Raw genomic sequence first — 13,025 nt, forward strand, 5'->3', positions numbered from 1 at the left:
TATTTTTTTGTCACTCTTAACGTTTTCATTATCAGCGACAAGATATATAATATAAAATTCTCGAAGTTTTGTCAACGATTTTTCAAAAGTTTTTTTATAAAAAATAGATACATTATTGTTAATTTCTTCTTTCCTTTCTAAAATAGCCCTGCTGCAATCGCATACTTTTCCAATCTGGCCTGCCATTAGATAATAAAGTGAAACTTCAATCAAACTTTTATGGGCAAGTTTCTGCCCGCCTAGCCTTCTTGCTTCCTCTTATAATTCCTTAAGTGGATTTCAGTGATAAAACTCGATACTTTTAAAAAAAGGAGAAGGAAATGAGAAAAGTCAAAGTTGTTCCCTATAACAAGGAATGGACAAACATGTTCGAAATGGAAGCAGAAAAATTATGGATCGTTTTTGGGGATGAATGTATAGCTATTCACCACATTGGAAGCACCGCCATACCAACCATTTATGCAAAACCTATTATTGATTTACTAGTTGAAGTGAATAAAATAGAAAAAATCGATAACCTAATCTCTGAGATGGAACGAATAGGCTATGAAGCAAGAGGAGAATTTGGCATAACAGGAAGACGTTTTTTTATAAAGGGAGGAGATAAACGCACACATCATGTTCATGTGTTTGAAAAAGGAGACAAAGAAATAGCCAGACATTTGGCCTTTCGGGATTATATGCTGGCACACCCAAAAGAAGCGCAGCAGTATAGTCAATTAAAGCAAACATTGGCACAAAAACACCTATTAGATATACAACAATACATAGAAGGGAAAAATGATTATCTACAAAAAATCGATGAAAAAGCAAAAAACTGGCTAAACCTGTAATAAAGATTTAGCCAGTTTTTCTTCTATTAACTATTTTTTATTGTTCATATAAGCTGTTAATCGCTTCATTGCTTCTTGAAGTGTTTCCATGCTTGCAGCGTAGCTAATGCGTACATACCCTTCGCCTGCTTGGCCAAATGCAATTCCTGGAATAATAGCGAGTTTGTTATTTTTAGCCAAATCCACACAAAAATCCATTGAATTTTGAATATACCCTTGTGGGATCTTTCCAAAAATATAAAACGCGCCATTCGGCCTAGCAATTTCAAATCCTAGCTTTGTCATTTCTTCATAAACAAAATCTCTTCTTTTTTTATATTCTATTTTCATTTCATTTGCATCATCTATTCCCTCAACTAATGCGCGAATAGCAGCTTTTTGGGAGATAGTTGATGCAGCTGTCACTAAATATTGATGAACTTTCATGATTTCTTTTGTCAGCTTTTCATCTGCCAATATAAATCCTAAACGCCATCCTGTCATTGCATGTGATTTTGATAAGCCATTAATGATAATCGTGCGTTCTGGTATATATTTAGAAATGGAGATATGCGCTCCATCATACGTTAATTCACTATAGATTTCATCACTTATGACAAAGATAGGATATTTTTTCACTGTATCTGCAATTGCCTTTACTTCCTCTTCTGTATATGTAACACCTGTAGGATTACTTGGATAGTTTAATATGATCGCTTTTATTTGATCGCCATATTCACTCATCGCTTGATCAATCATTTCTGGTGTCAGCACAAAATTATTTTTGGATGTATCCAAATAAACAGGATCAGCTTTTGCAAGTGTAATAATTGGTTCGTATCCCGGATAGATTGGAGAGGGCAATAACACTTTATCTCCCTCTTCCAAAATAGCCAATAAAGCTGCAGAAATTGCTTGAGTTGCGCCAACTGTTACAAGTATTTCTGTTTCTGGTTTATAGGCAATGCCATATTTTTTATCAAAAAATTTACTCATCGCTTCTCTAGCTTCTATTAAACCAGTCATGCCAGTATAATGCGTGTAATTTTGTTCAATCGCTTCAATTCCTGCTGCTTTTACATGTTCCGGCGTGTTAAAGTCTGGTTCCCCTAATGTCAATTTAATCATATCTTTAATAGAAGACACTTGTTCATCAAATCGGCGGATTAAAGAAACTTCAATTTTGTTTACTTGTTTGTTAAATCTACTTGTCAATTCTTCCATTTTTAAACTCCCCTTACTTTTTTATTCATTATTATGTAGATAATTGTTTATCCTAGCACTCCATATTACTAATGAAATAATGGTAGACACGCCTCTTATTATACATGAACTATATGGCAATTTGTAATTACTATTTTCATAGAAAAAACCCTATTGCCTAGGGCTTGGTTTATTTTCATCTTCTTATAGAACTTACTTGTACTTTATTATGATTTGTTTGATATCCCTTCATCTTTTATATCCATAAAAAGATTTCTATAATTGGGAGTTTTTTGATTTTATGGCTATTTTCTAATATAATCCTACTCTCTCCTATCAATATATAGAATATGCCCATTAATAAAATCAGATGCAGGTGATGCCAAAAACAAAGCCACCCTGCTAAATCTGCTGTTTTCTCCCAACGATTATTCTTCTGATTTTTCAACAAAATCATTCATTGATTTCTTTAGAAATGTTACAGCACTACGGGACATATGCCGCTTAATTGCTTGTTGTAGTAGCCAAATCGTCTTGTCATATCATTAAATTAATTTAAGTGTCTACATTTATTAGCGTTCATTCGTTGTATAAGTATAGGGAGGACAAAAAATGAAAAAAGAAAATGTACTAACCTCCTATCTTATCAATTTAGGAGAGGAAGTATTCCATCTATTGCTGGCGAAAGGAGCAAAAAAAGAAGATGCAGAAGATATCATTCAAAACACCTTTTATAAAGTTTACACGCTGCTGGATAACCTAACCGAGAGCAATATACGCCCTTGGTTTTTTAGAGTCTCACTTAATCAATATATTGATTTAAAAAGAAAAAAGGAGCAGCAGAATATATACTTAACCGAGAAAGTTCATTCAAAATTACAATACATAGATTGCGAATTGGATACGATTTTAAATAAAGATGAAATTCTCTATTTATTAAAAGACATCAAAAAAGAATACAAAGAAATTTTCTTTTTAAAATATTATTATGATTTTTCCTATGAAAACATTGCTGCTATTTTGGACATTCAAGTAGACAGCGTAAAACAAAAATTATATCGCGCACGTAAAATGATTCATGCAAAAACAGGAGGAAAACATTAATGGACACTTTGCTAAATGATGCTTTAAAAAAGGCCAGAAGAAAACAATTACTAAAAATCATCATTACTTCAATTATTGTTGTAGTGATTCTACTGCCCATCCTTTATAAAACAGGCAACTACTTTGCAGCCAAAAGTTCTACAAGACTTCATGAACAGCTTTTCTTACACAATGCAATTGCTGAGCCTAATATTCAAATCGACTCTCAAGTAACAAGTAATTCATCTATGTTTGGCGGCAATATTATTACGAATCGTTCTAAAAATATCAATGGCTATTTAATTCAATGGAGCACACTCACAAGTTCGTATGATTGGCTTCGCATCAATATAGATTATAATGAGTTAACCCCAGGATTTTATTGGTCTGACACAGAGTTCTATGAGTATGATAAACAAACAAAAAATAAAATTGCATCATTTTATCATCCGTCTATTAAAAAATTCTATAATGGTATACAAAATGAACTAGGGGAAATTTCACAAATGGAGAATCAAGTTGCAGAAGTTGCTGTTTCTTTCAATCAACCTTATACATTCCAAGAAATACAAACGAAAATTCCCAATAATTTAAACATCGTATGGTTATATATGACATCTCCAATTATAGATGAAAGCAATGGACCTTCTGGCATGCCGTTTTATGGATTCGATCCATCTGATTCACCGAAGGAAGCATACAGCAGCTTTATTGATGCACTTAAAAAATATGATGCTGAGACTGATAATAAAACAATCCATGCGTTTTTAAATATAAATAAAAAGAAACCGTTTAATGAAGTGAAAATTTTAGGAGTAATGCTCACTGGCCAAACAAAAAACTTTAAATCTTTAGAAAACCAAGATTTTATTCGTGGTGCTTCAGTAGGCTCCACAGCACAAATCGTCCCTTATATTAAACCTGAAAAATAAAAATCCTCCATGAGAGTTGAGGAGGTCAGAGTGTTAAAAAATTATCTATTTTTCTGCACTCTGACCTATTTACTAGTCTGCTCTCCTGCCTTTAATGTGCAGCTGATGGCCGTTCGATCGCTTTATCTGATTCGCCGGCATTTTTACGGGCTGCTTCTTTATTTTGCGCCATCTCTTCTATTGATTTTACTTCTAAACGTGCTGCGCCTTTATACTCTTTTGTAGGAATTAAGTTATCAGAAGAAAGTCTCTCTTTTGCTTTCTCAATAGCTTGCGTGTATTGGGGAAGCCATTGTGCTTGTGCCACTAACATTTCATCAACAAGCTGCCAAATTTCTTTTGGATTGCATACTGCTCCAACAAGGGGATCCATCATCATTGCTTGACGAAGCAAAAAATCATCTCCTGTAACAGCCGCTTCCACAGCAAGCCTTTGAACGGAAATGCTGACATTGCATACAGCAGCAGGGCCAAGGGGCAAATTTCCTATATAGGGTGTGCTGATGCCATTGCGATCCACATATCCTGGCGCTTCAATAATCGCGTCATCTGGAAGGTTTGCAATTACTCCATTATTTACTACATTAAAATGGCCTCTGTAGATGCGGCCTGTTTCAAGGGCTTCAATAATGTAGGAACCATGCTCTTCCCCTCGATTTTCTTGTTTATATTCTATCGCCTGTTCTTTTAGCCAATTTGGAAAGTCTGTTTTAAACCAATTCCTTCCTTCAGTGCAGACACGTAAGTACCCTCCTGTTTCTCCATTTATCCAAGTGCCAAGATCAATCCATTCATTGATTTCTTCAGGGCGTTTACGGTACCATGGGACATATTCGCTTAAATGGCCATTTGATTCTGTGCTGTAATAGCCAAACCTTTTTAACATATCAATTCTGACTTTTTCCGTTACAGAGAACTCATGGTGATTTTCAAATGCCGCCAATAATTTCTCTGTTAAATCTTCTCCATTGTATTTGATGCTAATATACCAAGTCTGATGGTTGATTCCTGCACAAATGATATCGACTTCTTCCTTTTTCAGTCCGAAGGCCTCTGCAATTTGCCGGTGCCCTCCTTGTACGCCATGGCAAAGGCCAATCGTTTTTACTCCCCCATATTTGTTGCAGGCCCACGTCAGCATTGCCATTGGATTTGCATAGTTTAAAAGGAGTGCATCTGGTTCTGCGACCTCACGGATATCTTTGCAGATATTAAGCATTTCAGGTATCCCTCGTTGTCCATACATAATGCCGCCTGCACAAAGTGTATCTCCTACACATTGATCGATTCCATATTTAAGGGGAATATCAATGTCATGTTGAAATGCCTCAAGACCTCCAATGCGCACAACGGAAAATATGTATCTAGCATTCCTTAATGCTTCCCTGCGATTTTGTGTGGCATAAATTTTTATATCTAGGCCATTTTCATCTATATCCCTTTGGCAAAGCTTTGTAACCATCTCTAAATTTTGTGCACTAATATCTGTAAAGGCCACTTCTATATGTTGAAATTCTGGTACAGAAAGCAAATCCCGCAGAAGACCTCGAGTAAATCCAATGCTGCCTGCGCCGATAAATGCAATTTTAAATGTCATTTAGAACTCCCCTTTACTATTTTAATACTTGATTCTTATACCTATAAGACTATCACCAAGATAATGTAAACGTGTTCTTTTTTATTACCTTTCAAGCTGATATATTGTCTAAAATCGTAACTACTTTACTATTCTCAGTTGCATCAAATACATTATCTTTAAAAACATTTCTATCCAATAATCAACGGCCGAATTTCACAATATTTCGTTCGACGGATTTCCGATATTCATTTGGTGTCATATTTGTATATTTTTTAAAAAGCAGGCTGAAATATGGACGACTATTGATTCCAATATAATAAGATATTTCAATGACTGGGATATCTGTATCAGCCAGCAGCATTTTTGCTTTTTCCATTCTTAGTGAGGTCAAATATTCCACAATCGTCGATCCTGTTTGTTTTTTAAAAATTCGATGAAGGTATCCTGGATGCAGATTTACAGCCTGACTAATATCTTTTACTTGAATATCGCAATCATAATTATGATGAAGATACTCAATCGTCTTTTTTACATATAAATCCGCTTGCTGGTGTTCACTTTTTTTCTCTTTTTCCCAAGCAGCAAGTCTTGCAATTTGTATAAGGAGCTGTGCTAATTGAAGCTGAATCATTATATCTTTTTCCGATTCCTTTTTATCCAATTCGAGAACTACATTTTTTAAAGTATAGTAGATTTCATTCGAATCTTTTAATACAACATAGGAACGGCTGTGCAAAAGAAATTCAGTCAAGTTCTTGTTTTCGGAAGCCAGCTCCTTTATGGATGGGAAGTTCCCTTCTTTTTTCAAAAAGGAGAATTCCACATTTAACATTCTGCAAGGTGTATTTTTATCGACCATCAGCCGGTGAGGAACATTTGCATCTAATAAAATAAAATCACCTTTTTTCATAGAAACAGCTTCTTCCATTGTTTCAACCATGCATTTCCCATCCATTACATACATAATTTCAATCTCTTTATGCGAATGAAATGACATATGATAGCTTTCCCATCGTTTAAAATAATAAGCAAACACCTTAGGATGATAATGGCCTGTTAATAATTCACGTTGGTATAAACTGATCTGGTTCATTGCAACCTCCATTGTTCGCCTTAAGATAATCCTGCTATTTTCCAGAGCCCATCGTAATGCCTTTTACAAAATGTTTTTGCATAAAAAGAAATAAAATTAAAATCGGAAGGGAAGAGATAATAATTCCTGCAAAACCTACATTAAAATTGGTTTCAAATGCACTAAATAAAGTTGATTGCATAACAGTGAGGGTTTTCATGCTGTTGTCTGATAAAAAGAGCTGTGGCAGAAGATAATCATTCCAAATTTGGAGCGATAAAATAATGGTTAATGCCGCAGCAACAGGCTTTAGCATCGGCAAGATAATAACCCAAAATGTGCGCATAATGGAACAGCCGTCGATAGAAGCAGCTTCTTCGATTTCTTTCGGAATTGTCTTCATAAAACCAGCCATTACAAAAATGGCAAATGGAAGGCTAGTGCCGACATATAGAAAAACAATGCCAAACAGGTTGTTGATAAATCCCAATTTGCTTCCAAGAACAAACATCGGCACAAAAATCACCTGATAAGGGATTAAAATTCCTGCAATAAAAAACATATATGTTCCATTAAAAAACTTGTTTCCCCCTCTTACGATAGAATAAGCTGCCATCCCACTCAGCAAAATGATAAGCAATACAGCACTCGCTGTGATAATAGAGGTGTTTGTAAAACTTTTCAAAAAGTTCAATGCCTCAAACGCTTGCAAAAAGTTATCCCATTCAAGCTTTTTAGGCAACGAAAAGGGAGAAGAGCCAATTAGTTCTTGTGGCGACTTAAACGCATAAAGGAATACAATTAAAAAAGGAATCAAATAAAATAAGGCAATGACAGTAACAATCACTTGGATAAGAAGCGTTCCTTTGCTGTACCTTTTATTCATGCTACAACTCCACCTCTCTTTTGCGTAAAATCTTCAGCTGAATGAACGCAAATATAAGCAGCACAATAAGAAAAACGACACTCATTGCTGAAGCATAACTTGATCGCTGTGACATAAAAGCACTATCATAAATATACATAATAGTAGATTTAGATGAATCTCCTGGGCCGCCGCCTGTTGAAGCTACAATTAGCTCATATACTTTAAGGCTTCCTGTTGCAATTCCAATCGTACATATCGTAATGGATGGACCAAGCATTGGAACCGTAATATGCATAAATTTTTGCAGCCAATTGCCACCGTCCACTGTGCACGCTTCATAAATATCTTTTGGAACAGCTTGAAGTCCTGCTAAATAGATAAGCATCCAATAGCCAATCCATTGCCAGTTGTTTGCAATGATAAGGCCTGTTAAGACTGTATCTGGGCTTGAGAATAAATTTAAATTAATGCTGAGGCCAAACATGTCATTAATGCTTGGCAAAATGGTGCCGTACATTTTTGTCCAAATTTGGCCAACTAAAATAGGACTTAATAGTACAGGAGCAAAAATAATAGTCCGATAGAAATTTTTTGCTCTTATGCTGCTGTCGAGAAAAACAGCAAATACAAATGCTGCGACATTTTGAATGAGCGTATTAAAAATCATAAATAAACCAGTAAATTTAAATGAATTTATGAACATTTCATCTTTGAAAATTTCCATATAATTAGAAAAGCCAATCCAATTTTTTTCTAAGCTGATTCCATCCCAATCTGTAAAGGAATTATATATTCCCATCATAAGCGGAATAATCATGCCTACAATAAAAAATATCAACGGGAACAGCAATAGTAAAAAATATTGAATACTATTTGAGTTAACCTTTTTCTTTTTATCAATAATCGACGTTGGATTAGCTGAAGCCCGAGCATCTATCGGCTGAATATTTTTCCCTTCTACATTCATCTAAAAAACACCCCATTACCATTTAAATTTAGAGAGAGGAATTATTCCCTCTCCCCTATTTTAAGTGCTTTTATTTAGTTGAAAATTTCACCTTTGATTTATAATCGTCTGCTGCTTTTAAAGCCTTATCCAGCGTTTTTTTGCCTAAAAGCCATTCGGCGATATAACTTCCGCTTTGTTCTTGATATGGCCATGGAATCTGTACATTCCCTACGTTTGCATCAAGGGCCCCAATGCTCTTGTAATGATTGATATCATCTACATATGGCGCTTTTACATCTGAAACTACATCAGGTATTAAACTTTCTGTTTGCACAATATCAATGTACTTTTTAGCCATTTCTTTATTTGCAGCAAAAATTTCTAATACTTGTTTCACTTCTTTCGGATACTTTGTTTTTGCACTTCCAGAAAACGTATGATCTGGCTGCATAATGATTTTAGTATTATTTGCATCTGTTGCAGGGGTTGGAAAAAAGCCGATTTCAAGATCTGGATTATTTTTCAGCACCTGAGCAGTTGACCACGTGCCTATAATCCACATAGCCGTTTCCTCTTTTGCAAACATTTCGGCAGCTCCAGTAAAGTCTAAACCAAATGGATCTTTATTAGAGTATTTAGATACATCTTTGAAATGTTCGAACACTGTTTTGAATTCAGAAGACGCAGCAAAGGACACTTTCCCTTTTTGCAAATCATTTCCCCAGGTTGGATATTTTGAAAATACTTCTAACGTTGCAAACTGATTAAAATTATTGCCAATTTGATAATCTTTAAAATGATTTGTAAATGGAGTAATCCCCTTGCTTTTTAATGTTTCTGCAACTTCCATTAGCTCCTCCCATGTTTTTGGTATTTCAATGTGATTTTCTGTAAAAATTTTTTTATTGTAGAATACCCCTTGAAAATTGGATGTATATGGAACTGCATAATCCTTTCCATCAATTTGCAGTGCTTTTCTAATATCTGCCGGAAATTCATTCATAAAATCCTCTGAAGAAAGATCCATTAAATGCTCCGCATATTTCGGATGATCTCCGCCCTTGATCATAATAATGTCCGGCAATTGATTTCCCGCGATTCTTGTTTGCATAACAGAGCTAAAATCCGTATCCCAGTTTATGTATTCAAATTCAAGCTTTACATTGGGGAGCTCTTTTTCAACCGTTTCTTTGATTAATTTTTCTGACTCTTTCGTGTTGGTTCCATTCCAGTCCAAAACCTTTAATGTCACCTTTCCATCTTTTGAAGTACCAGAAGAACCTGAACTGCATGCAACAAGAAGTGATGCGATAATTGATAAAACCAAACTTAAGCGCAGCCATTTAAATAGACTTTTTTTCATTTTCGAATTTCCCCCTAGTATATATTTAATCCCTAACTTTTCTGTAAAAAATATAGGGAATTTTGCTAACTTAAATATAAAAACTATAATTAAAGTTCTAGCTAATAGAAGGCATTAAAGTGAAATATTATGTCTACCTTTAAAAAAGCGCTTACATTTTATAGTATTATAATCTCAAACCTTTTGATATTCTCACATACTAAAATCTAGCTTTTGACTTTACACTGTTCAAACTAAACTTATCTATAAATCTTATATACATATTCCCTCCTCCATACTCTTATTTCCACGATATATAGCCAAAAATGTTCATGTAATCTTGCTAACTTTATTATATATACACTAAATTTACAGTACAATATAGAATCCTAACCTCTTCCTTTAATTCATGTTTAAAATCCTAACTTTTGAGTATTATGTTTCCATCTGCACCAATAAAAAAGCTATGGCTTTTTTATTTAACGATCATTGACTGCAAATCTTTTATTTAAAGAGCAGTTTGAATGTTTATTATATTAGATCCCTTTCTTTTGCCTTATCTAACCGTTTTATTTTAAACTTTCATATTAGCTAGTTTAATAAATTATTGGTCTCTTCCTTATCCTCAGCGATTAAATTTAGACTCTTATGCAATGTCCGCTTCTTTTTTTATATTGGCTACTGATAAAAAGGATATTTATCAGCTTTTTATAATAAAACAGCAAAATCTTATGAAATATAATGGTATACTCCATATGGTAAAACAATTTAAACTTTGGGAGGAATTTATCACTTTTTTGAAAAATAAGTTTGACACCTTTGGATCAGTCATGATATAAAGCATAAAAGTGAAAAAAATTGCTAATACGCAGAAGAAACAGGGGGAAGTTACTAATATGGAAAATAATAGCAAAATTATAGACTGTACCATTCGTGATGGAGGGTTAGTCAACAATTGGGATTTCAGCGTGGAATTTGTGCAAGACTTGTATAATGGCTTAAGTGCAGCTGGCGTAGAATACATGGAAATTGGCTACAAAAACTCTGCTAGGCTTTTGAACGCGACTGAACCCAATCCATGGAGATTTCTTGACGATAACTTCCTGAAAGAAATTATTCCTGAGAAAAAATTCACAAAATTATCTGCTTTAGTAGATATCGGACGTGTAGATCCAAATGACATCTTGCCACGTGAGCAAAGTGCTTTAGATATGATTCGAATAGCGTGCTATATCCGTGAAGTGGACAAAGGTTTGGAGCTTGTACAAATGTTTCATGATTTGGGATATGAGACTTCACTCAACATTATGGCTTTATCTAGTGTACCTGAACATCAGCTTATCGAAGCATTTAAAATGGTGAAAGAAAGTCCAGTAGATGTTGTATATATTGTAGACTCTTTCGGAAGCTTAGATCCTGCGGGCATTAAACACCAAGTGAATAAGTTCCAATCGTTGATTCCTAACAAACAGCTTGGAATCCATACGCATAACAATATGCAGCTAGCATTCGCCAATACATTAACTGCATTTCAAAATGGAGTCACCTTCCTTGATTCATCTGTTTATGGCATGGGGCGAGCGGCCGGCAACTGCAACACGGAGCTTCTCGTTAGCTATATCCAAAAAACAAGCTATGAAATTAAACCAGTTCTTGGCATTATTGAAAAGCATATGCTAGAAATGCGCCAAAAATGGGAATGGGGCTATATTATTCCTTATATGATCTCTGGTGTACTTAATGAACATCCACGTGTGGCCATGGCTTACCGCGATAGCGCCGACCGTGACAAGTTTGTAGCTTTTTATGACAAAGTAACAACACCCGAAGCCACTGTGGCCCCGGCGTTTAAGTAGATTAGATGCTAAAAGTCTTTTCTATGTGAGTGTTCTTTTCGCACTGCTAGCTTATAAATCAATACTTTTCCTTCCAAGCATTATAGGAGTTTATACGTTAATAACAAAAAAGAATCCTATTATATTAATTTGGAAAAGATTTCTCAAAAAGCCGTTGTCCCGATATGTAATGGAAGACAAAAATCAACAGCTCTTTAATCAATGGATAGCAACAGCATGTCTTGGATTGTCTATAGTTTTCTTCCAACTCCGATGGAACATGCTAGGATGTGTTTTTAGTGTGATGGTTCTGTTGGTCGCTGGCATTGCGTTGGCGGGATTTTGCATCGGCTGCTTTATCCCGTATCGTTATATAATGTGGAAACATAAAAACGTGGAAAAATGATCCTTTTATCTTATAAAGTGAAACTTCAATCAGTGGGGGTTTTACTGCCCGTTAATGCGTGATAAATTTAATCCTAAAAAGCCATTTATCATTGTTTGCTTACCAAACAATGATAAATGGCTTTTATAGTTCATCAATTGATTGCAGTGTATGCAAGGCATAAGCTTTTTCACACATATCTAGTGCATAAAGTGCTGCATGCTTCTATAGTTCTAGAAATGACTTATTCTAATAAAGCATGGACGGTTTATATTTAATATTGTTGAAAAAACTAAGTTCACAATAAAAGTCTTTTGTTAATTTGTGTTTTGTCCTCCACCATTTAATCCTTCTTTAATAAGCTTGTTGACTTTACTGTTTACTACCAATCCCATATGACCAACACCGCTGATTTGAACATTTTTTGCTCCTTGTAGGGTTGAAAGTCGATTAGGCACCAAATAGTCGCCTTTGCTGTAAATGGAAGTATAAAGGATTTTATGATTAGGATCTGTCCCCACAGGAGCTTTGGATGTTACAAACTTATTTGGAGAACCTAATGTTATCACATCATTTACTTTGCTTCCGCCGTCATTGAGAATATATGTCAAGGCATTTATGCCTCCTGCGCTGTGTCCAATCATATCAACCTTGCTTTTTCCTGTTTTCTTTAACACTTCATCTACATAAGAAGCAAGCTGTCTTGCATTATTTAAACTATTTCCAGTTTTATCTATCATTTCAATCGCATAGAGTTCATTGTCGGACCAGCCTTGTTTTTTCAAATAGTTTTTAATGGCATAAAAATTCGTACTGTTTCCTCCTGCTCCATGAATATAAATAACGGGATCATGGGCGTTTGACTGTGCTTTTGAAACAGAAGGCTGAATACCAACAACAGAAAAAGTAATAGCCATGCATGCAACTAGTGAAATTATATTTTTGATTTTCATTATTTTCCTCCT

General features: G+C 34.8%; 13 protein-coding genes. 5 read left to right on the forward strand and 8 right to left on the reverse strand.

Annotated features, from left to right (window positions below; genetic code table 11):
* Window positions 1-213, reverse strand: a 213-nt coding sequence (locus NCCP28_RS00005; protein WP_248559379.1) for a hypothetical protein, incomplete at its 3' end; no start/stop codon positions are given.
* 107 nt (window positions 214-320) lie between these two features.
* Here NCCP28_RS00005 and NCCP28_RS00010 point away from each other — a divergent pair.
* Window positions 321-833 carry a GrpB family protein gene (locus NCCP28_RS00010; RefSeq protein ID WP_248559380.1) on the forward strand — a complete coding sequence of 171 codons (513 nt, stop codon included), beginning with the start codon at window positions 321-323 and terminating at the stop codon, window positions 831-833.
* Window positions 834-863: 30 nt separating this feature from the next.
* Here the strand turns inward: NCCP28_RS00010 and NCCP28_RS00015 are convergent, their stop codons facing one another.
* A complete protein-coding gene (locus NCCP28_RS00015) occupies window positions 864-2,027 on the reverse strand; it encodes a pyridoxal phosphate-dependent aminotransferase (protein ID WP_375709363.1) in 1,164 nt (387 codons plus the stop codon).
* A 600-nt stretch (window positions 2,028-2,627) separates the two neighbouring features.
* On the opposite strand from NCCP28_RS00015, the gene NCCP28_RS00020 reads away from it, so the two are divergent.
* A complete protein-coding gene (locus NCCP28_RS00020; RefSeq protein ID WP_248559382.1) occupies window positions 2,628-3,119 on the forward strand; it encodes an RNA polymerase sigma factor in 492 nt (163 codons plus the stop codon).
* Window positions 3,119-4,030 carry a sigma factor regulator N-terminal domain-containing protein gene (locus NCCP28_RS00025; RefSeq protein WP_248559383.1) on the forward strand — a complete coding sequence of 304 codons (912 nt, stop codon included), beginning with the start codon at window positions 3,119-3,121 and terminating at the stop codon, window positions 4,028-4,030. The genes NCCP28_RS00020 and NCCP28_RS00025 overlap by 1 nt, the downstream gene beginning before the upstream one ends.
* 91 nt (window positions 4,031-4,121) lie before the next feature.
* Here the strand turns inward: NCCP28_RS00025 and melA are convergent, their stop codons facing one another.
* From melA to NCCP28_RS00050, 5 genes are all read right to left on the reverse strand, one after another.
* Window positions 4,122-5,627 carry an alpha-glucosidase/alpha-galactosidase gene (gene melA / locus NCCP28_RS00030; protein WP_248559384.1) on the reverse strand — a complete coding sequence of 502 codons (1,506 nt, stop codon included), beginning with the start codon at window positions 5,625-5,627 and terminating at the stop codon, window positions 4,122-4,124.
* Between the two features lie 181 nt (window positions 5,628-5,808).
* Complete coding sequence (locus NCCP28_RS00035) at window positions 5,809-6,702, reverse strand: AraC family transcriptional regulator (RefSeq protein ID WP_248559385.1); 894 nt, start codon at window positions 6,700-6,702, stop codon at window positions 5,809-5,811.
* Between the two features lie 34 nt (window positions 6,703-6,736).
* Window positions 6,737-7,567 carry a carbohydrate ABC transporter permease gene (locus tag NCCP28_RS00040; RefSeq protein ID WP_248559386.1) on the reverse strand — a complete coding sequence of 277 codons (831 nt, stop codon included), beginning with the start codon at window positions 7,565-7,567 and terminating at the stop codon, window positions 6,737-6,739.
* A 1-nt stretch (window position 7,568) separates the two neighbouring features.
* On the reverse strand, window positions 7,569-8,516 hold the full coding sequence (locus NCCP28_RS00045) for a carbohydrate ABC transporter permease (protein WP_248559387.1): 948 nt from the start codon (window positions 8,514-8,516) through the stop codon (window positions 7,569-7,571).
* Window positions 8,517-8,586: 70 nt separating this feature from the next.
* The gene (locus tag NCCP28_RS00050; RefSeq protein ID WP_248559388.1) at window positions 8,587-9,861 is read right to left on the reverse strand and encodes an ABC transporter substrate-binding protein; all 1,275 of its coding nucleotides are present in this window, start codon (window positions 9,859-9,861) and stop codon (window positions 8,587-8,589) included.
* A gap of 875 nt (window positions 9,862-10,736) precedes the next feature.
* On the opposite strand from NCCP28_RS00050, the gene NCCP28_RS00055 reads away from it, so the two are divergent.
* Both NCCP28_RS00055 and NCCP28_RS00060 read left to right on the forward strand, forming a co-directional pair.
* Window positions 10,737-11,696, forward strand: coding sequence for an aldolase catalytic domain-containing protein (locus NCCP28_RS00055; RefSeq protein ID WP_248559389.1), 960 nt, complete (start codon window positions 10,737-10,739; stop codon window positions 11,694-11,696).
* A gap of 25 nt (window positions 11,697-11,721) precedes the next feature.
* The gene (locus NCCP28_RS00060; RefSeq protein ID WP_248559390.1) at window positions 11,722-12,081 is read left to right on the forward strand and encodes a DUF4395 family protein; all 360 of its coding nucleotides are present in this window, start codon (window positions 11,722-11,724) and stop codon (window positions 12,079-12,081) included.
* 296 nt (window positions 12,082-12,377) lie between these two features.
* On the opposite strand, the gene NCCP28_RS00065 is transcribed toward NCCP28_RS00060, so the two are convergent.
* Entirely contained in the window at window positions 12,378-13,013 is a 636-nt protein-coding gene (locus tag NCCP28_RS00065; protein WP_248559391.1) for an esterase/lipase family protein, read from the reverse strand.
* Window positions 13,014-13,025 lie beyond the last annotated feature (12 nt).

The organism is Niallia sp. NCCP-28 (assembly GCF_023168165.1).
GTDB lineage: Bacteria > Bacillota > Bacilli > Bacillales > Cytobacillaceae > Niallia.